Source organism: Meiothermus sp. Pnk-1, assembly GCF_003226535.1.
Classification (GTDB): domain Bacteria; phylum Deinococcota; class Deinococci; order Deinococcales; family Thermaceae; genus Allomeiothermus.
Map to the genome: position 1 here is coordinate 26,419 of NZ_QKOB01000009.1, position 19,369 is coordinate 45,787.

Consider the following 19,369-nt stretch of genomic DNA (forward strand, 5'->3'; position numbering starts at 1 on the left):
CGGTACCACCGCGCTTCTCGGGCCTTAGCCCAAGCACTCGGACGTGCTGTGACGGGCACTCCCGGAGGGCTCTACTTGGCCAACGGCCTTTCTTCCCCCTGGCTCGCGGGCGACGTTCGGTCTCGCAACCTTCGGATTCTCTCTCAGCCCCCCTCGCGGGTGGAAGAATCCTCTCTGTGAAGTGGGAGAGACCTACTCTTCCCGGTCAACGCCTGAGTTCAGTATACACGGAGGGTGACCCGAATGCTGCGGCTGGTGGGCGGATCTCGAGGGCCTATCGGGCTAACTTTATTTCATCTCCACCATGCCGCAGGCGATGCTGGCTCCCACCGGTTGGGGGCTGTTGGAGTGGACGTTGACGTAGGTGGTGCCCGAGGGGTACTTGACGCTGGCCGGGAGCTTGGTGAAAGCCACCGCGTTGCCGTTGGCATCGGCTACCAAGCTGGCGAGACCGAGGAGCTTGTCGCCGTTTTGGGCTTGGCAGTTGGCGTCCCCCTTGTCGTTGTAGTGGATGTGGTTGGCGTAGCTGCCGGAGCTTGGCTTGAGGCCCTCGAGCCGCACGAAGACCTCATGCTCGCCCGAAGGCAGGGTCAGGATCACCGCGGTACCCTTGAGCCCCCCCTCTCCGGTGAGCATGGCGTAGCGCACCTCCGGCTTGCCCATCTGGGCCAGGGCAAAAATCCCCACCATCCCTGCTATCGCCAAAATTGCCATGATCCGCTTCATGCTGGACCTCCTTCCCCAAGGGGGCCTTACCTTGGCTGGGCCAGGTGCTATAGGATGCTCGAGGTCTGGCTCAAGCTTCAGTGTCTCAGAATTTGCCCTTGACGAATGTGGGCCAGCTCGAGGTAGAGGCCCGCGGCTTTGCCTTGCCCTTCGCTGTGGAACCCGAGCCCCCTTCAATGTGACCCCCCCCCCTGTTAGCGGGCGCACCCTCTGTTTAGGCTGATCCCGATGGGTACGATTAGCGAAGCCTCGGTGTTGGAGGCCCTCAAAACCGTCAACGATCCTGAGCTGCACAAGGATCTGGTGACCTTGGGAATGGTCGAGAAGATCGTGGTGGAGGGGGCTAAAGTGGGGGTAAAGATCAACCTTACCACCCCCGCCTGTCCGCTCAGGGAGCGGATCGAGTCCGATGTGCGGACGGCCCTCGCCAAAGTGGGGGCCCACCACGTGGAGATTCAGTTTGGGGCGCAGGTGCGCTCCCCCGGGCAGATGGCCTTGCCGGGGATCAAACACGTCATCGCCATCGCCTCGGGCAAGGGCGGGGTGGGGAAGAGCACCGTGGCGGCTAACCTGGCGGTAGCGCTGGCCCAGGAGGGGGCCAAGGTGGGTTTGCTCGACGCCGACATCTACGGCCCCTCGCAGGCTCAGATGTTCGGTACACAGTCCCAGAAGCTCATGGTGGACGACCAAAAGCGCATCGTGCCGCTCGAGCGCTACGGGATCAGGCTTCTCTCCATCGCCAACATTGTGCCCGCTGGGCAGGCTTTGGTCTGGCGCGGACCTATCCTGCACGGCACGGTGCGGCAGTTCTTACAGGACGTGGCTTGGGGTGAGCTTGATTACCTGATCGTGGACTTGCCTCCCGGTACTGGAGACGTGCAACTCTCGCTCTCCCAGCTGGCTAAACTCTCCGGGGCGGTGATCGTCACCACCCCCCAGGATGTAGCCCGCATTGACGCAGAGCGCGCTTTGGATGGGTTCAGGAAAGTCCAGGTGCCGATTTTGGGGATTGTCGAGAACATGTCGTTCTTTGAACAGGCGGGGCAAAAGACCTATATCTTCGGGCAGGGGGGTGGGCGCAGGATGGCCGAGACCTACCAGACCGCCTTTTTGGGGGAGATTCCCCTGGCCCCCTCGGTGCGCGAGGGGGGGGACGCGGGCACCCCGGTGGTGGTATCGGCTCCCGATTCCCCGGAAGCTCAAGCCTTTCGCCAGATCGCGCGCAACCTAGCGGGGCAGATGTCGGTGCAGACTTTTATGTCGCTGCCGATGGCATAGCAACCCGGCTTCCAGTTACGAATTGGAGTTGTGGAACAATAGCTAGGGTAGAGGTACTCACTCTGCCATTTGCGCTTTATGGGCCAAGCCCATAGCGGGAGCCCTGAATGGTTGGTCTGGGTGATACCAAGCTGAAAATCCTCGAGCGCCTGCGTACCCAGGCGGCCAGTGTCACCGATCTGGCCGATGAGATGGGGATTAGCCGGGTGGCAGTGCATAAGCACCTGGAAGACCTTATGCGCGAGGGCTTGGTGCGGGCTAGAGTGGAAAAGTGCGAGGGGCGGGGTCGCCCTAAGCAGGTCTTCGTAGCGGTAGACGAGCAGGCCGGTTATGTTCGGCTATGCGATGAGGTGCTCGTACACCTCAAGGAGCTGTTCGGCGCCGGGGCGGTGCTTCAGGTGCTCTCCCGGCGCAACGAGCGGCTGGCCGAGACGCTAGCCCCGCGGCTTGCGGGGCTTTCTTTGGAGGATAAGCTGTGCGTGCTCGCAGGCTACCTCACCGAGCAGGGGTACCAGGCCCGCTGCTACGAGGAAAATGGGCACTGGTACCTAGAGCAGGGCCGCTGCCCCAAGCTCGCCCTCTCCTCTGGCCACGCAGAGCTATGCCAGGCTGAGCTACAGCTTTACGAGCGGCTCCTAGGGGTTCCGGTGGTGCGGGAAGAGCGCATTGCGGCGGGGGGAGAGTGTTGCCGGTACCGGATTGGCTGAGCAGGGCTTTAGCCATCCGATGGTGTGGGATCGGATCCTTTCGCCTGCAACATGAGGCCTGGAGCGTCTAGAGGTTATGACCCACAAAGCTAGGTTCTACGTGGTCTGGAAAGGCCGAAACCCCGGTATTTACGCCACTTGGGTTGATACGGAGGCTCAGGTCAAAGGCTTCGCTGGCGCCAAATTCAAAGGTTTTGATTCGCTGAAAGCCGCACAGCTTGCTTTTGAGGGTGCTGCCCAACCTAAAGCCGAGCAGGGGGCCCTTTGGCACCTGACTTCGCCCGGCGGAGAGATGCCGGAGCAGCCCATCCCTGACTCCCTCTCGGTGGATGCCGCTTGTAGTGGGAATCCGGGATGGCTCGAGTACCGCTGCTTGGATAACCGCACCGGTCGGGTCGTGTTCAAAGAAGGCCCTTTCCAGGATGGCACCAACAACGTGGGTGAGTTTTTGGCCATCGTCCAGGCGCTGGCTTGGTGTAAGGAAAAGGGCCTGAAGCTGCCCGTCTATTCGGACTCGAGGGTGGCGATCTCCTGGGTTCGCCAAAAAAGGTGTAAGACCAACCTAAAGCCCACCGAGCACAACCAAAAGCTCTTCGCCCTGATCCGCTGGGCCGAGCGCTGGTTGGCCGAGAACCCCTACGACAACCCGGTGCTCGAGTGGAACTCCAGGCTATGGGGCCAAATCTCCGCCGACTACGGGCGGAAGTAGGGGCCCTAGGGTTTCGGCTTGCCGACCTCGAGCGCTTTAGGCTGGCCTCTCAGGTTGCGAATGGCCGTCCAGATCAACACTGCGGCGAAGGTCACCCGCAACCAGACTTCGGGCAGCTGGTTAGCTACCAGCCCCCCTGCGAAGGCCCCCCCGATGATCCCTATGACCAGCCCAGGCACCACTTCGCGGGCCAGGTGGCCGTGTTTGTAGTGGGTGTAAGAGCCTACCAGGGCCGAGGGAATCATGGCCAGAAGCGAAGTCCCCTGGGCTACGTGCTGCTCCAGGCCTGCCAGCAGGACCAAAATCGGCACGATGATGGTTCCGCCTCCCACTCCCAACAGCCCCGAGGCAAACCCGGCCAGCAGCCCTGCCGCTCCCATCGGCAACACCCGAAGCCACCCCTGGAGCGGTTCTTCAACGTGGGGGATGTAGGGTTTGAGGATCAACAGAAAGGCCACGGCGATCAAATACCAACCGAAGATGCGCTTGAGCCGCCGTTCGGAGAGCTGGTTGGCGAAGAGGGCTCCGGCCCTCGCGCCGATCATCGCGGTAGGGATGATAAACAGCGCTGCTACCCAATCCACGGCTCCCTGGCTGGCGTAGGTGAAAGCTCCGGCGAAGCCGGTGAACGCCACGGCTACCAGGCTGGTGGCGGTGGCCCGGTGCTGGCTGAGCTTGAGCAGGCTCACCATCAAGGGTACCGCGATGACCCCGCCGCCCAGGCCCACCAACCCGCCGAAAATTCCCGATAAAAGACCGATCCAGAGGCTTGGCAGATTCACCCGTTCGTTATACCACTTTTAGATTCAAATTCAGGGTGCAAGAGGAAGGGGATCAAGTGCTGATGCAGAAAATCTTCCACCTGAGCATCGTCCTCGAGCTGCCCGGCTTGCTGATATAGGTCGGCCACCGCATCGGCGTAGCGGTCCGGGTAATCATCCAAGGCCAAACCTTGGGGTTCCCACTGGGCCTCCGCCTGACGCACGGCTGCGTTGTGTTGGGCCACGAACTCGGCCCAGCCGGCCAGCAGGTCTAACAGCATCTGCACCTTAGAAAGCGCCATGCCTTATCCTATCCCAGCTCCCAGGCCGCGGGCACATCACCGCCAGCCAGGGCAGCCCCCGCGCCTTCATTCAGCGCTCTGGTGCGGGTTACACCACGGGGTTGGGGGGTTCTTGGCCGGATAGAACCGCCAGCAGGTTCCTTACCGCGACCTCGGCCATGCGCTCGCGGGTTCGGCGGCCCGCCGAGCCCAGGTGAGGGGTCACCACGACGTTAGGGAAAAAGAGCAGGGGGTGATTCGCCGGCAGAGGCTCGGGGTCGGTTACGTCGAGCCCGGCTCCGCCCAGATGCCCTGAGCCAAGCGCCTCGAGCAGGGCTGGGGTATCCACGATGGGGCCTCGAGCGGTGTTGACCAAAATGGCCCCAGGTTTCATCCGAGCGAAGCGCTCGCGGTTTAGCAGCCGGTGCGTATCGGGAGTAAGGGGGGTATGGAGGGATACGAAATCACTGTCGGCGAGCAAGCCCTCGAGGTCGCGGTACTCGGCGCCCAGCGCCAGGGCCTCGGGTTTGGGGGTGCGCGAGTGGTAGAGAAGGCGCATCGAGAATCCCCTAGCCCGCCGGGCCATGGCCTGCCCGATGGCGCCAAACCCTATGAGGCCCAAGGTAGCGCCGTGAAGTTCGCTTCCGAGCAAAAGCTCGGGATGCCAGGTCTTCCATTCGCCTCGGCGCACGTAGTCCACCCCCTCCACGATTCGCCTGGCCACCGCGCACAGCAGCGAGAAAGCCAGATCGGCGGTGGCCTCCATGTTTACCCCAGGGGTATTGGTGACCCGGATGCCCCGGGCTTGGGCCGCGTTGAGATCTATGTTGTTGACCCCTACGGCGTAATTGGCGATCACCCGCAGGCCGGGCCCCGCCGCGTCCATCACGGCGGCGTCAACGAAGTCGTCCACGGTGGGAATCAGGCCGCAGATACCCTGTACCCGCTCGAGCAAGACTTCCCTCGGCGGCGGTAGAAACTCGGGCCAGATGTCGAATTCGAAGCCAGCCCGCCGAATCTCTTCCAGGGCAGGACCAGGGAGGTGGCGGGTGATGAGTACGCGCATCTTCACCCCCGGTTGGCTTCCTGCCAGAGGGTCTGCCCGACCATCCGCACCTGCAAGGCCCGCAGCAGATCGGTCTTGGAGAGGATCCCCACCATCTGGCCGTTTTCCAGCACCACCAGCCGGGAGAAGTGGCACTCGGCCATCCGCTTGAGGGCCTCCAGGGCGCTCGCATCCGGGGAGATGGCCTCGAGCTTACCCATCCGCTCGAAGACGGGGGCTTGCGGGTCGGCCCCGTGCAGGTTCTCCAAGCTCACCAGCCCCAGCACCCGCCCCTCCTCCACCACCGGGTATCCCATGTGGCGCTCGAGCAACATCCGCTGGAGCAGCTCACCTATAGGTAGGGTCGGGGGTACGCTTTTCACCTCGCGGGTCATCAGGTCGCGCACCCGCACCCCCCTTAGGGCCTCGCTCGAGACAGCCTGCTCGGCTTCGCTGCTAGCCGCCATATACACGAAGAAGGCCACTAGCACCAAGAAGAGGTTGAACACCAAGAGTCCGAAGAGGCCCAAGGCGAAAGCGATCAGACGGCTGATCCCGGTGGCGATGCGGGTGGCCTCGAGGTAGGGGCGAGAGAGGGCCAGCAACGAGCGCAAGACCCGCCCACCGTCCAGAGGAAGCGCCGGGAGCAGGTTGAACAGGGCCAGGCTCAGGTTGATAAAGGCCAGGTACCCCAACAGAAACTGCCACCCGGCGGCCTCCGGTAGCACCCCGCGCAGCAAGGTGAAGACCCCTGACAGGGCCAGGCTCACCAGCGGCCCTACGATGGCGACGACCGCTTCGGCCCCACGGGTACGGGGCATATCGCTGAGCTGGGCTACCCCACCCAAAAGCCAAAGGGTGATCTCGCGGGTCTCTACCCCGTACATCCGCGCGGTGACGGCGTGCCCCAGCTCGTGGATGACCACGCTGGCGAAGAGCCCCAAAGCGGCTAGTAACCCCAGCAGGTAGGGGGTGTAGCCCTCGAGCAGGCCAGGGTCGGGCCTGACCCCTAAGAGTTGCAGGTAGGTGGGAAGCCGGCTCCCGATCAGGAAGGCGAAGAGGGGCAAGACGACCAGAAAGCTCACGTCCAGCGAGATTGGAATGCCAAGGAGCTTGAAAGGGAGCCGCAGGGCACTTCTGGACATAACCTCAGTCTAGCGAAGTCCGGGCGGGAATAGCGGAAGAGCGCAGGGCTCGAGCTATGCTACAATGCGCTCGAGCGTATGACCCAGCCCACCTAAACTTCCCAAACCGGGCATCGGCAGCCCCTAGATGGGGCGGGTTCTGGTTTGTTTGGGGGTTTGTGTGTGGAGTTTGCTGCGGGACTCTACTATCCGTATCGTTTGGGTTGGGGAGGTTGTCAACGAGTTTGGTAATGCCCTCCACTACTGGGCGCTGGCCTGGCTGTTATTCCGGGCTTACCCCGAGCGGCCCTGGGTGGCGGCTAGCGTGTTATCGCTGCAGGCTTTGGGCCTGTTGGTCGGCGCCACACTGCTCGGCCCAAATCTAGATCGCTGGAACCGCCGGAGGCTTTTGGCCGGGAGTAACTTCGGGTTGGCGGCGCTGGTAGGGCTGATTCCGCTTTTAATCCAGGCCGATTTTGGACTGGCGGGGTTGTTCGGGGCAGCCTTGGGGATCGGCTTTTTAACCAGCCTGAGCGTTCCCTTGCTGCAGGCCATATTGCCCTCGCTGGTTATCCCGGAGCGCCTGCAACCCCTGCAAGCCCTTTTCGGCCTGACTGCCTCGCTCAGCAGCCTCACCGCGCCCTTGATTGCGGGCCTGCTCATTGCTGCCATAGGGGCGGGGCCGGGGATGTGGATCAATGCGGCCACGTTCGCCTTCGCCGGGCTGTGCTACCTCTGGGTGCGGTTTCCCCCGCAGCGCTACCCCGAGCGTTCCGAGGGTTCGGCTTTCCAGCGGTGGTGGGGGCAGGTACGGGTGGGGCTGGAGTTTGTTCGCTCGAGGCCCGCCGTGTGGGGGATCATCCTGATGGTCGCGGGGCTCAACGCCTTCGCCGACACCTACAACTCCTTGTTCTTGCCCCGCCTCGCCGAACGCTTTTTCACCGACCTCCAACTCCCGGCTTGGCTCGGTTCCGACCCCCAGGCAGCGGGGCGCAGTTTCCTGAGCGCAGCAGCGGTTCGCTATTTGTGGGCAGGCGCTTGGCTAGGTGCGGGGCTAGCCCCGAATCTCGCCCTGGCACTGTGCTTCTGCTTTTTGCAGGGGCTGGGGTTTGCCCCGGTCTCGGTGCTGGTCGGCACGCTCTTGGGCCGACTGGTGCCCGAGGAGCTTCGTGTACTCATCTCCCCGCTGGGGCTGGGAGGGGCGGTGCTATGGTTGTTCTTGGCGGTGGCCCTGCCGGTGGGGGTCGAGCGGCGAAAGCTTTACAGCCAGCTTCTGAGCCAGCGTAGCCAGTTTTCGCCCAGCACCCCGGCCCTGGCCCCCTCGGGCAACAAATCCCCGATCTTGGCGAGGTCGCCGGGCTGGTCTAGCCCCTCGGGGTTCTCGTCCCGGCCAAATCCCCCGTCGAAGTCCGAGCCGATGCCGAGGTGCGCCCACCCGGTGAGCCGGGCGTTGTGCTCGAGGTGGGTTTGCACCACGCGCAAGGGCACCCGCGGCATCCCCCGGTGCCAGGCGGGGTCGAGGAAGAGGTTATAAAGCACTACTCCCACGATCCCCCCCCGAAGGGCAATGGTTCGGATCGTCTCATCGCTCAGGTGACGGTTGGCTAGGGGTGAATCCCATCCGCCCATCAGGGCCCGAGCGTTGGAGTGCGTGGCGCAGAGCGGCCCCCGCCAAAGCTCGAAAGCCTCCCCTACGGCCTGCTCGTCCATGTGCGAGAGGTCCAGGGCCAGGCGGTGTTCTTGCATCGCCGCCAGGAGTTCCCGCCCCAACTCGGTGAGGCCGCCAGGCTCGCGGGTTCCTCCGGCGTAGCGGGTGCGGTTCCAGGAGGGGCCGATGAGCCGCACGCCCTGCTCGGCCCAGAAACTTACCTCCTTGGGTTCGCGCACCGGTTCCGCCCCTTCCATCAGCACCACCAGGCCGGTCACCCGGTCCGATTCCCAGGCTGTGAGGTGAGCCTCGAGTTCGGCCTTGTTCGTAACCAGCCGCACCCACCCGGCCTCCTGCCAGCGCCGGTACACGTCCAGCTGGGCCAGCGCCGCCCGGTGGGCCGTTTCGGGGTCGGAGCACTTCCTCGGCGGGGCGAACAAGGTGGCAAAGACCAGCGCCACGCCGCCCTCCTGCAGCGCCGGGAGGGTAACGGTAGGCATACCCTCGGTACCCGGGTCGCGCTTGCGGATCTCCGCGAGGGGCAGGGTGAGGTCGCGGCCAAGCTCGAGGGCGCCATAAGCGAGGTCGAGGTGAGCATCCACGATCATGGGCCTATGCTACTAAACGCAGGGGGAGGCTTTGGCTATGTTTCGGTGTACCGCTAAACGCGACTTGCGTCGTACGCTATACGCTGTACGCAAAACGCTAAACGCGGGGTGCTCCCTCCCCTAGCAGGGGAGGGCTGGGGTGGGGGTGGTATACGCCCTACGTCGTACGCCATGCGCAAGACGTGACTTAGGTCCTACGTCGTACGTCGTACGCAAAACGCTAAACGCGGGGGACGGGCGGTGCCCGTACACCCGGGGGGCGATCCCCTTCGAGCCCTCTGCGCTCCCTAGGCGCGTCGCTTGACCCCCAGGGGGGCAGGTTGTAACCTAGCCTGCAGTAGGAAAGGAGGCCCTATGAAGCGCGTTGTTCTATACTTGGCTACCCTCGCCTTCGCCTTTGGCTTAGGGATGGCCCAGGACGCTCGCCAGACCACCCTCATCTACGGGGGAGACTGGTCAGACTTGATTACCCTCGACCCCCAGGTGTCGTACGAGTTTACCGGCGGGCTCATCACCGATAACCTCTATGAGACCCTGGTCAAATTCGAGGGCACCGACCTCAGCACCCTCAAGCCGGGGCTGGCCGAGAGCTGGAAGGTAGAGCGGGGCGCCAACGCCTGGACCATCACCTTCAACCTGCGCAAAGGGGTGAAGTTCTCCAGCGGTAACGAGTTCACCGCCAAGGACGTGGTCTACACCTTCGAGCGGGCCTTGGCCCTCAAGGGGCCGGGGTCGTTCCTCTTCACCGACATCGCCGCCCTTCAGCCGGGGGCCACCAAGGCGCTGAGCGACTACGTGGTACAAGTAAGCCTGCCCAAGACCTCCTCGCCCAGCACTTTCCTCTCGATCCTGACCTTCAACATCGGGGGCATCGTGGACTCCGCCGAGGTGCAGAAAAACGCCAAGGGGAACGACTACGGCAAGGAGTGGCTCACCGATCACTCCGCAGGCTCCGGGCCGTTCCGCCTGGTGCGCTGGGACCGGGGCTCGCAGGTGTTGCTCGAGGCCAATCCCAATGCGCGCAACAAGCCTAAGCTCCAGCGCATCATCATGCGCGAGATCAAGGAGGCCACCGTGCTGCGCACCGCGCTCGAGTCCGGCGAGATCGACATCGCCGAGGGTCTCACGCCCGAGGCGGTCAAGGCCCTCTCGGGCAACCCCCGCTTCAAAATCATCAAAGCCGACAGCCTGCGGCTCAACTACCTGGGCATGAACGTCAAGGAAGGGAGCCCCTTTGCCAACCTCAAGGTGCGGGAGGCGGTGCGCTATGCCATCAACCAGGACGAGCTGGTGAACGGGCTGGTGCAGGGCAACGGCACCAAGATCCAGACCATCATCCCCAAGGGCCTCTTGGGCTATAACCCGGCTACCCCCTACAAGTTCGACCCGGCCCGGGCCAAGAAGCTCCTGGCTGAAGCCGGTTACCCCAACGGCCTCGAGTTTGAGCTGCTGGTGAGCACCGGCATCTGCGGCGGAGGGGTTCCCTGCGCCGATATCGCGGCCAAGCTGCAATCGGACTTCGCCAAGGCCGGGCTCAAGGCCAACGTCAAGGCCATCGCCAACGCCGAGGTGCTGCGCACCTACCGCGCCCAAAACCACCAGATGGTGCTGGTGGGCTGGAGCCCCGACTTCCCCGACCCCGACGGCAACGCCACCCCGATGGCGGACTTCGCCGCCAAGAGCATCGCCTGGCGCAACGTCTGGAACAACCCCACCGCCTCCAAGCTGGCCAACCAGGCCTCGCTCGAGACCGACCCCAACAAGCGGGCCGCGCTCTACAAGCTCCTCACCGAGCTGGTGCTGCGGGAGGGCCCCTACGCGATCCTCTACCAGCCTGCGGTGCCCATCGGTATGTCGGCTCAGGTCCAAGGCTTCGTGCGCAGCGCCATCGGCACGGTGCGCTTCGAGAACCTCAGCAAGGCTCAGCCCTAGCGAGGCTCCGTATGGGAAGCCGGAGGTGAAGGCTGCTCCGGCTTCTGCTTTCTAAGTCTATGTTTTCCTACCTCGTTCGCCGGTTGTTTTTTGTCATCTTCGTCGTGTGGGGGGTCACCTTCGCTACGTTTTTCATCGCCCAGGTGGTTCCCATCGACCCAGCGGTGGCTGCGCTGGGCGATAACGCGCGGGAAGAACAGATCCAGGAGTTCCGCGAGCGCTACGGCCTGAACAAGTCCAAGCCCGAGCAGTACCTCATCTACATGAAACGCCTGTTCGCGGGGGACTTGGGTAACTCCCTACGCACCCAGCGCCCCGTACTCGAGGACCTTCGGGAATTCTTCCCGGCTACTGTCGAGCTTTCCGTGGCCGCTTTTTTGGTCGCGCTCGCCCTGGGAATCCCTATGGGGATCTGGGCAGCCATTCGGCAGAACTCCTCGGTGGACGTGGGGGTGCGGATCTTGGCGCTGTTCGGCGGGGCTACCCCGGTCTTCTTCCTGGCGGTGCTGCTGCAGTATGTGCTGGCCCAGCGGCTTGATGTACTGCCGGTGCAGGGCCGCCTGGACGGCTTTTTGTTCCCTCCGCCGCGCGTCACTGGAATGGTGGGGGTTGACGCTTTGTTGGCTCGAGACTGGACGGCCTTTTTTGACTCGCTCAAACACCTGATCCTTCCGGCTTTCGTGCTGGGGGCTTTCTCGGCGGCCATCCTAACCCGCATGACTCGGGCCACTATGCTCGAGGTGCTCTCGCAGGATTACATCCGCACCGCCCGGGCCAAGGGATTGGCGGAGCGGGTGGTAATCTTTCGCCACGCCCTCAAGAACGCCTCGCTGCCGGTGTTGACCCTGCTGGGCGGGCTTTTGGGCGGTTTGCTCTCGGGGGCGGTGCTCACCGAGACCATCTTCAGCTGGCCCGGCATCGGGCGCTACGTGACCCAGTCCGCCACCAGCCTGGACTTCCCGGCAGTGATGGGCGTGACCTTGCTGGTGGGGCTGGTCTATGCCCTCATCAACCTGGTGGTAGACCTCCTATATGCCTTTCTCGACCCCAGAATTCGCTACGCTTAGGTGAAGCATGGCCGTCGCTATCCAAGCCCCGACCTCTCGACGTTCCCGCCCGCTGCGGCGCTTCCTGCGCAACAAGGGCGGGTTGATCGGCCTGGGACTTTTGGTATTGCTGGTGCTGGTAGCCGTGCTGGCTCCGGTGATCACCCCCGACCCCATCGCGCAAGACATCTCCGCCCGGCTCCAGCCGCCCTCCGCGCAACACCTCCTGGGCACCGATCAGCTGGGCCGCGACGTGTGGGCTAGGGTGGCCCACGGGGCGGGGATCTCGCTCAGGGTGGGCTTTGGGGTGGTGATCCTGTCGGTGTTGATCGGGGTGGTGGTGGGGCTGTTGGCCGGTACCCTGGGCGGGGCCTGGGACAACCTGCTGATGCGCTTTACCGACATCTTCTTCGCCTTTCCTTCGCTCATCCTGGCGATGGCCATCGCTGCAGCCCTGGGTCCCAACCTCAACAACACCGTGATCGCGGTGGCGTTGGTGAGCTGGCCGATTTATGCCCGGCTGGTGCGGGCCAACGTGCTGGCCCTGCGCGAGCGCGAGTACGTGGAAGCGGCGCGGGCCTTGGGGGCTAGCAGCCTGCGCCTGATGCTGCGCCATCTCCTGCCCAACACCCTCACCCCCGTTTTCGTGCAGGCCAGCTTTGATGTGGGCGGGGCTATCCTCACCGCTGCCGGACTCTCCTTCATCGGTTTCGGGGCCCAGCCCCCCACCCCGGAGTGGGGTGCGATGGTTTCCGAGACGCGCAATTTCATCGCCGAGGCCATCTGGGCTCCGACGGCCCCAGCGGTGGCGATCCTGCTGACGGTGCTGGCCTTCAACCTGTTGGGGGACGCCCTGCGGGACGTGCTCGATCCCAGGGCGAGGGACTGAGCGCGATGGCGGGAATTTTTCAGGGCTCGAGCACCACCTTCCCGGTGCTGGCCCGTTGCAGTACGTACTGGAAAGCCTGAGCGGCTTCTTCTAGCCGGAATACCCGGCCCACTACTGGCCTCACGTGGCCCGCGGCCAGCAGGGGGGTGAGGAACTGGGTAGCCTCCAGCATGGCCTCGCGGTCGGCCAGGAAGGGCACCAGCCACACCCCGATCACCGATAGGTTCTTTTTCATCAGCTCCACCGGACGCAACGTGGCCTGCTGCTGGCTGGCCGAGCCGATCACCAATAGACGCCCGCGCGGAGCCAGCATCCGCAGGCTTTGGGCGAAGCCTTCCCCGCCGACCAACTCCATCAGCACATCCACGCCCTTGCCGCTGGCCTCGCGGACTTTGGCCTCGAGCTCGGGGTCGGTGGAGAGAAAAGCGTGATCGGCCCCCAGGCTGCGGGCTAGCTCGAGCTTCTCCTCCCGCGAGGCGGTGGCGATCACCTGCAAGCCCATCGCCTTGGCCACCTGCACCGAAGCCGTGCCCAAGGCCCCGCCCGCGGCCTGGATCAGCACGCTCTCGCCCACTTTGGCCTGCCCCAGGCTGTGGAGGGCGAAGAAAGCGGTGTAGAAAGAGACTGGCAGGGCAGCCGCTTGGTGGGGGCTCAGGTTGGGAGGAACCGGCAGCACGGCCTGGGCCGGCACGGTCGCGTATTCGGCAAAAGCCCCGCTCCCCAGGGCAGCTACCAGCTGGCCGGGCTGCAAGCCCTCCACCCCTTCGCCCAGCTCCTCGATCGTCCCGGAGAACTCCATTCCCGGCACGTAGGGCAAGCGGGTGCGGGTGAGGTACTCCCCCCGCACCGCCAAGATGTCGGCAAAGTTGAGCCCGATGGCCCGCACCCGAACCAAGACCTCGCCTGCTTTGGGCGCGGGCTTGGGGAGCTCAGCCAGCTGCAACACCTCAGGGCCGCCCAGTTTTTGCACCACGATGGATTTCATCTTGCCTCCTCTGCGATGCGCTCGAGCTGCCCCAGGTGGTTGAGATCGTGCCCGGCGACGAAGCGCAGGAGCATCCGCAGGCTTTCCCACTCCTCCCGCTCGGGGTGGTAGTAGGTGCGCTCCAGGTCTTCCTCGCTCAGGCCGCGCAAGAGTGCGAGGTTCCAGGCCCGCAGGGCCTTAAAGGTCTCATAGGCTAGCCCCATGGGCAAGCCCCCGTAGCGTACGGCCCAGGCGTCCTGGTCGAAGGGCTGTACCGTGTGGTTGTCCTGCGCGAGGGTCTGGCGGAAGCGAAAGCCCATGGCTAGCTCGGTGTCGGCCAGGTGGCACAGAATTTCGCGCGCGGTCCACTTACCCGGAGCATAGCTCCTCTCGGGCTCGAGCCGGGGCAAAAGTGCCTCGAGCTGCTGGGGGGTGTCTGCTAGGCAAGCTAGCGGGTCACGCTCCCCCAGCAGGCCGATTATGCGGGCAAGATAGGGATTCATGCTTCCATGCTATCGCGCCGCTAACCCCTCGCGTCTTGCGCTCAGCTACGCCCCCGCAAACGACAGCTCCGCCACCTCGACCATGGGGGCCCCCAGGGCCATGCCCCAGTACTCCCACTCGAGCTCACCCCCTACCGCGCTGATGCTTTGCAAAAGCGTGAGCAGGTTTCCGGCCACGGTGAAGTTCTCCACCGCGTAGGCCACCTCACCCCCCTCGAGCTTGAGGCCCAGGGCCTGCAGGCTGAAGTCGCCCGAGATGGGGTTGGCCCCGGCGTGGAGGCCCATCATCTCGGTCACCAGGACCCCCTCTTCCAGCCGGACCCCGGATCCGGGCTTGAGGAAGAGGTTGGAGTAGCCCACCCCCAGCACGCCCTTGTAGCCGCGTTGGGCGTGGCCGGTGGACTCCACGCCCATCTTCCGCGCGGTCTCGGAGTTGTGGGCAAAGCCCTTCAGCACGCCCTGCTCGATGATGACCAGAGGGCGCGAAGGCGTCCCTTCGGCGTCGAAGGGGCGCGAGGCGATGCCGCCCGGCAAGGTGGGGTCGTCCACGATGGTCACCAGCCCGGAGGCCACCCGCTCCCCCACCCTGTCCGCCAGCAGGCTCTTGCCCTCGAGCACGTTCTTGGCCGAGAACAAGAAGCTGATGACGCCCAGGAGCTGGGCGAAAGCCTTGGGCTCGAAGTAGGCGCGGTATTTCCCGGTCTTGAGGGGCCTAGCCCCCAGCAGGCGGGCGGTGCGCTCGATGAGTTCCAGGGCGGTCTTGCCGGGCTCGAGGGCGTGGAACTCCCGGCTCACATCGACGTTCCAGCTCTGCTTGGGTGCCCCGCCCCTCTCGAGGATGGCCGAGCCCATCAACACGCTCACCCCGGTACGGTAGCCTCCGCTGGCCCCTTGGGTCGAACCCAACACCACCTCGACCTCCTGCTCCCGGTAGGCGGTGCGGGGCACCTGCTTGACCCGCGCGTCCTGACGCAAGGTGGCCTCCACCGCCAAGGCCGCGGCCTGCTTCTTTTCCAGGGGGGCCGAGAGCCCCTCGCCCAGCAGGTCGTGCTGTCCCAGCGCCTGCCCTGCCGGGATAAAAGCCTCCCCTCCGGCCTGGAGCAGGGCGTTTTCGTAGGCTTCCTGCATCGCCCAGTCCAGGGCCTCGGGGGTCTTCTCCTCGGTGTAGGCGTAGCCCACCTTGCCCTCCACCACCACCCGCACCCCGAGGCCGCCCTGGGTGGCCTGGGTGATCTCCTCCAGCCGCCCCTCGAAGGCGCTGAGGCTCATCTCGCGGGTCTCGGTGGCCAGCACCTCGGCCTCGAGGCCTATCTGGCGGGCTTTTTGCAGCAGGTAGTCCTTGGCTTCTTCGAAGTTCATGCCTGACCTCCCACCACGATCTCGGAGATCAGCAGGTGGGGCTGGCCTACCTCTACCGGCAGGCTCCCCGAGAGGCTGCCACACATGCCGGGAGCGGTCTCGAGGTCGCTGGAGACCGCCGCGATCTTCGAGATGCTGTCGGGGCCCTTGCCCACCAACATGGCTCCTCGCACCGGCTCCTCGATGCGGCCACGACGGATGATGTAAGCCTCCTTGACCCCGAAGTTGTACTCCCCCGAACCCGGCTTGACCTGCCCCCCGCCCATGTCCTTGGCGTAGAGGCCAAACTCGATCCCCTCGAAGAGCTTCTCTTTGGGGGTGTCGCCGGGGGCGATGAAGGTGTTGCGCATGCGGCTGGTGGGGGCGAAGGTGTAGTCCTGGCGGCGTCCGGAGCCCGTGGGGCGCAAGCCGGTACGCAAGGCGCCCCAGCGATCGACCATGTAGCCCTTGAGCACGCCGTTCTCGATGAGCACGGTACGCTCGGTGGCCAGGCCCTCGTCGTCGAACTCGGAGGAGCCCCAGCCGTGGGGGGTGGTGCCGTCGTCGATGTAGGTGACGCAAGAGCTGGCCACCTTCTCGCCCAGCCGGTCGGAGAGCACGCTGGCCTTCTTGGCTACCGAAGTGGTCTCCAGCAGGTGCCCCAGCGCTTCGTGGAAGATCACCCCGCCGAAGGCGTTGCCGATGACCACCGGCATGGTGCCCGCCGGGGCAGGCTTGGCCCGCAGGTTGGTCATGGCCTGCTCTCCGGCCTGGCGGCCCACCACGCTGGGGGGGTAGAGTTCGAAGAGCTCGAGACCCACGCTCTTCCCCGGCCCCATGCTCCCGGTCTGCATCCCACCCTCACCCTGGGCGATGGCGGTCACCACGTAGCGGGTGCGCACCCGGCGGTCTTCGACCCACTTCCCCTCGGAGGTCGCCACCAGCACCTCCTGCTCCCACTCCAACAGTTGGGTCTGCACCTGTTTGATCTCGGGGGCCACGCGGGCCGCCGCCTCGGCCTCCAAGAGCCGCTCGAGGCGGTAGCGCCGGTCCTTGGCCAACAGCGGGACCTCGGGCGCGTGCAAGCCCTGCGCGGCCTGCTTGCGAAAGTCCAACCCGCCCCGCCCCTGGGCGTCCACCTGCCCGGCCCGACCCTTGAGCTTGACCAGGGTCTCGGTCAGCTCCAGCAAGCTCTCAGCCGAAAGGTCGTTGGTGTAGGCGTACACCACCTCGGTGCCGTAGAAGAGGCGCAGCCCCGCGCCGTACTCGAGGCCGCTGGCGGCCTCCTTGACCTCGCCGTTCAAGACCCGCATGCCCCGCCGCTTCCAGCGCTCCACGTATAGCTCAGCGAAGTCCGCCCCCCCGGAGCGGGCCGTGCGGAGTACGTCGCTGACCAAAGTTTCCGCTAGCATTGGTTCTCCTTTCGCCTCAAAATCCCCTAGAGTCTACTAAAAACTGACCCGCCGGTCATCCACCGGGAGTACGATTGGAGCGGCTGTACGCGCGCTAAACGCGGTGGATCATCCGCGTGCACCAGCGGGATACCGTCCTCGGATAGGGCCAGTGCGCCAGGCGGCTGGCCCGAAGGGAGCGGGGCTATGGCGGCGAGGAACCGTATGGCCTGAGCCGCCGGACCTGGGCCGATAGCTCGGCCACGGCTTTCTCCAAGGCCAGCCGGGAGTCGCGCCCGGTCTTGGCGGCTTGCTCGGCTTTGACCAGGATCTCGAGGGCTTGGTCCAGCACCTCTGGGTTGACGGTCTTGGCGAGGGCCAGGGTCTGCTTGGCCGCGTAAGGATGCATCCCCAATAGGCCCGCGGCCTCACGCTCGCCCAAGAGCGGGTTCTCGTAGAGCTGTGCCCAGGCCTGGGCCAGCTTGGCGTACTGCCACGACAGCGCGCCGAGAATCCGAATGGGATCCTCCCCGCGCTCCATGAGCCCCCGTAGCTGCCGGAAAGCTGTCGAGGTCTTGCCCTCGGTGACCGCGCGCACCAGGTCGAAGCCGGAGAGGGGGGCCTCCAGCGCAACCAGGGCTTGCACCTTCTCAAGCGTGACCGGTGGGGTAACCAGGGTGAGCTTGTCGAGTTCCCGCTGGAGTGCTTCGAGCCCCAACGCCGGGTTCTCCGCGGTGCTTCGGCCCCCTAGCAAGCTGGCCAGGTACTGGTGGATGGCGGCGTTGGTCTTGAGGCCCATGGCCTTGGCCCGGTTCTCTATCCAGCGCACCAGGTCTTTGCCCTGAGGGGTGGGATGCTCGCGGATGCGTTCTTTGCCGTACCACTTGCTCCGGGCGGCGGTGGGCTTGGGGTCTAATAGCAGCACTATGGCCATCTCCGGGAGGGGCTCGAGGGCCTCCTTGAGGAGCTTCCACTCCCCCTCGCCGATCTCGCGCAAATCCACCAGCGCCCCGCTCGGCCCGAACAGGCCGCCGCTGGCCTCTTGCGCCACCAGCGCTGGCTCCGGGGGCAACAGGCGGGGGGAGAGGCCCCGCACCCTGGCCTCTTGCAGCAAGGCCTCCCGGGCCAGCAAGGGATCGCCGGTAAACGCCAGGAGCACGGCTCGGCCACCCCTTCCCGCGATGATCAGCCGAGCGCGTTGTGCCCGGTGAACTCCCGCCCCAGGATCAGGGTATGGATGTCGTGGGTGCCCTCGTAGGTGTCCACGGTCTCGAGGTTCAGCATGTGCCGGATGCTGTGGTACTCGAGGGTGATCCCGCTTCCGCCCAAGATCTCTCGGGCCGAGCGGGCCGCGTTCAGCGCCGAGCGCACGTTATCCCGCTTGCCGAGGGAGACCTGGGCCGGGCGCAGCTTCCCGGCGTCCTTGAGCTGGGCCAAGCGCCAGGCGAGCAAAAGCCCCTTGGTGTGGTCGGCGGCCATCCGCACCAATTTTTCCTGCACCAGTTGGCGCGCGGCGATGGGTTTGCCGAAGGTGGTGCGGCTTTGGGCGAAGGCGAGGGCTTCGCTGTAGACGGCCTCAAGCGCCCCCAAAGCTCCCCAGGCGATGCCGAAGCGGGCTTGGGTGAGGCAGGAGAGCGGGGCCTTGAGCCCTTCGGCCTTGGGGAGCATCAGGCTAGCGGGGAGGCGCACCTCCTGGAGCACCAACTCGCTGGTCACGCTGGCGCGCAGGCTCATCTTGTGCTTGACCTCGTTGGCCGCGAAGCCCTTGGTATCGGTCGGCACGATAAAACCGCGCACCGCCCCGGCTTCGTCCTTGGCCCATATCACCGCGATGTGGGCCAGGTTGCCGTTGGTGATCCACATCTTGCTGCCCGAGAGGACGTAGTGGTCGCCATCCCTATAGGCCCGGGTCTTCATGTTGCTGTCGGGGTCGGAGCCCCCGTCCGGCTCGGTGAGGCCAAAGCAGCCGATCATCTCGCCGCGGGCCAGCTTGGGCAGGAACTCGCGCTTTTGCTCTTCCGAGCCGTAGGCGTAGATAGGGTACATCACCAGGCTCGACTGTACGCTGGCGAAGCTCCTGAGGCCCGCGTCGATGCGCTCGAGTTCGTAGGCCATCACCCCGTAAGTGGCGCTGCTGGCCCCACCGCCCCCGTACTCGGTGGGGAGGGTAGGGCCGAAGAAGCCCAATTCGGCGAACTTAGGGATGAGGTGACGGGGGAATTCCCCCGCCTCCCACCAACGGTTGATGTGGGGCAAGGCCTCGGCCTCGAGGAAGCGCCGGGCCGCTCGCTGAACCTCGCGCTCCTCGGGGGTGAGGAGCTCTTGCACCTGTAGGAAGTCGAACATAGCAGGAGAATACCAAAGGGGGTACACCCTCGTAGAGCCCCTATTCCCCTTAGCCGGAGCCAGGCCCGTTGTA

18 protein-coding genes and 1 pseudogene are annotated in these 19,369 nt (G+C 65.0%); 7 read left to right on the forward strand and 12 right to left on the reverse strand.

What is annotated here, in order from left to right:
* Nucleotides 1-288: 288 nt before the first annotated feature.
* Nucleotides 289-726 carry a hypothetical protein gene (locus tag DNA98_RS12460; protein WP_110531194.1) on the reverse strand — a complete coding sequence of 146 codons (438 nt, stop codon included), beginning with the start codon at nt 724-726 and terminating at the stop codon, nt 289-291.
* Between the two features lie 228 nt (nt 727-954).
* Here DNA98_RS12460 and DNA98_RS12465 point away from each other — a divergent pair, with 228 nt between their 5' ends.
* From DNA98_RS12465 to DNA98_RS12475, 3 genes are all read left to right on the forward strand, one after another.
* Entirely contained in the window at nt 955-2,004 is a 1,050-nt protein-coding gene (locus DNA98_RS12465) for an Mrp/NBP35 family ATP-binding protein (protein WP_110531196.1), read from the forward strand.
* 107 nt (nt 2,005-2,111) lie between these two features.
* Nucleotides 2,112-2,711 (forward strand): metalloregulator ArsR/SmtB family transcription factor, encoded by a 600-nt coding sequence (locus DNA98_RS12470; protein WP_110531197.1) that lies wholly within the window; start codon nt 2,112-2,114, stop codon nt 2,709-2,711.
* Between the two features lie 76 nt (nt 2,712-2,787).
* Nucleotides 2,788-3,420, forward strand: a complete 633-nt coding sequence (locus DNA98_RS12475; RefSeq protein WP_110531200.1) for a viroplasmin family protein — start codon at nt 2,788-2,790, stop codon at nt 3,418-3,420.
* Nucleotides 3,421-3,425: 5 nt separating this feature from the next.
* Here the strand turns inward: DNA98_RS12475 and DNA98_RS12480 are convergent, their stop codons facing one another.
* From DNA98_RS12480 to DNA98_RS12495, 4 genes are all read right to left on the reverse strand, one after another.
* The gene (locus DNA98_RS12480) at nt 3,426-4,202 is read right to left on the reverse strand and encodes a sulfite exporter TauE/SafE family protein (protein WP_110531202.1); all 777 of its coding nucleotides are present in this window, start codon (nt 4,200-4,202) and stop codon (nt 3,426-3,428) included.
* A complete protein-coding gene (locus DNA98_RS12485) occupies nt 4,199-4,483 on the reverse strand; it encodes a hypothetical protein (protein ID WP_110531204.1) in 285 nt (94 codons plus the stop codon). Before DNA98_RS12485 ends, DNA98_RS12480 begins: the two co-directional genes overlap by 4 nt.
* Nucleotides 4,484-4,571: 88 nt before the next feature.
* The gene (locus DNA98_RS12490) at nt 4,572-5,528 is read right to left on the reverse strand and encodes a D-glycerate dehydrogenase (protein ID WP_110531293.1); all 957 of its coding nucleotides are present in this window, start codon (nt 5,526-5,528) and stop codon (nt 4,572-4,574) included.
* A 2-nt stretch (nt 5,529-5,530) separates the two neighbouring features.
* Entirely contained in the window at nt 5,531-6,652 is a 1,122-nt protein-coding gene (locus DNA98_RS12495; protein WP_110531206.1) for a CBS domain-containing protein, read from the reverse strand.
* A 127-nt stretch (nt 6,653-6,779) separates the two neighbouring features.
* On the opposite strand from DNA98_RS12495, the pseudogene DNA98_RS18145 reads away from it, so the two are divergent.
* Nucleotides 6,780-7,790: pseudogene (locus DNA98_RS18145) on the forward strand (MFS transporter); the annotation flags it as partial.
* A 101-nt stretch (nt 7,791-7,891) separates the two neighbouring features.
* On the opposite strand, the gene DNA98_RS12505 reads toward DNA98_RS18145, so the two are convergent.
* On the reverse strand, nt 7,892-8,887 hold the full coding sequence (locus tag DNA98_RS12505) for a dipeptidase (RefSeq protein WP_110531210.1): 996 nt from the start codon (nt 8,885-8,887) through the stop codon (nt 7,892-7,894).
* A 354-nt stretch (nt 8,888-9,241) separates the two neighbouring features.
* Between DNA98_RS12505 and DNA98_RS12510 the strand changes: the two genes are divergently transcribed.
* Genes DNA98_RS12510 through nikC form a run of 3 tightly spaced genes read left to right on the forward strand, consistent with a single transcriptional unit; the run spans nt 9,242 to nt 12,754 of the window.
* On the forward strand, nt 9,242-10,819 hold the full coding sequence (locus DNA98_RS12510; protein ID WP_110531212.1) for an ABC transporter substrate-binding protein: 1,578 nt from the start codon (nt 9,242-9,244) through the stop codon (nt 10,817-10,819).
* A gap of 59 nt (nt 10,820-10,878) precedes the next feature.
* The gene (locus tag DNA98_RS12515; RefSeq protein WP_110531214.1) at nt 10,879-11,886 is read left to right on the forward strand and encodes an ABC transporter permease; all 1,008 of its coding nucleotides are present in this window, start codon (nt 10,879-10,881) and stop codon (nt 11,884-11,886) included.
* 7 nt (nt 11,887-11,893) lie between these two features.
* Entirely contained in the window at nt 11,894-12,754 is an 861-nt protein-coding gene (gene nikC, locus DNA98_RS12520) for a nickel transporter permease (protein ID WP_110531216.1), read from the forward strand.
* Nucleotides 12,755-12,773: 19 nt separating this feature from the next.
* Here nikC and DNA98_RS12525 read toward each other — a convergent pair whose 3' ends face one another.
* The 6 genes from DNA98_RS12525 to DNA98_RS12550 all read right to left on the reverse strand — a co-directional run bounded on the left by DNA98_RS12525 (nt 12,774) and on the right by DNA98_RS12550 (nt 19,296).
* Nucleotides 12,774-13,739, reverse strand: a complete 966-nt coding sequence (locus tag DNA98_RS12525) for an NADPH:quinone oxidoreductase family protein (RefSeq protein ID WP_110531217.1) — start codon at nt 13,737-13,739, stop codon at nt 12,774-12,776.
* Nucleotides 13,736-14,221, reverse strand: coding sequence for a DinB family protein (locus DNA98_RS12530; protein WP_110531219.1), 486 nt, complete (start codon nt 14,219-14,221; stop codon nt 13,736-13,738). The genes DNA98_RS12525 and DNA98_RS12530 overlap by 4 nt, the downstream gene beginning before the upstream one ends.
* 45 nt (nt 14,222-14,266) lie before the next feature.
* A complete protein-coding gene (locus tag DNA98_RS12535) occupies nt 14,267-15,580 on the reverse strand; it encodes a TldD/PmbA family protein (protein ID WP_110531222.1) in 1,314 nt (437 codons plus the stop codon).
* Nucleotides 15,577-16,971, reverse strand: a complete 1,395-nt coding sequence (locus tag DNA98_RS12540) for a TldD/PmbA family protein (RefSeq protein ID WP_110531224.1) — start codon at nt 16,969-16,971, stop codon at nt 15,577-15,579. Before DNA98_RS12540 ends, DNA98_RS12535 begins: the two co-directional genes overlap by 4 nt.
* Before the next feature lie 184 nt (nt 16,972-17,155).
* Nucleotides 17,156-18,109: a DNA polymerase III subunit delta gene (holA, locus tag DNA98_RS12545; RefSeq protein WP_110531226.1), complete on the reverse strand. Its 954-nt coding sequence runs from the start codon at nt 18,107-18,109 to the stop codon at nt 17,156-17,158.
* 26 nt (nt 18,110-18,135) lie between these two features.
* Complete coding sequence (locus DNA98_RS12550; protein ID WP_110531228.1) at nt 18,136-19,296, reverse strand: acyl-CoA dehydrogenase family protein; 1,161 nt, start codon at nt 19,294-19,296, stop codon at nt 18,136-18,138.
* Nucleotides 19,297-19,369: the final 73 nt, after the last annotated feature.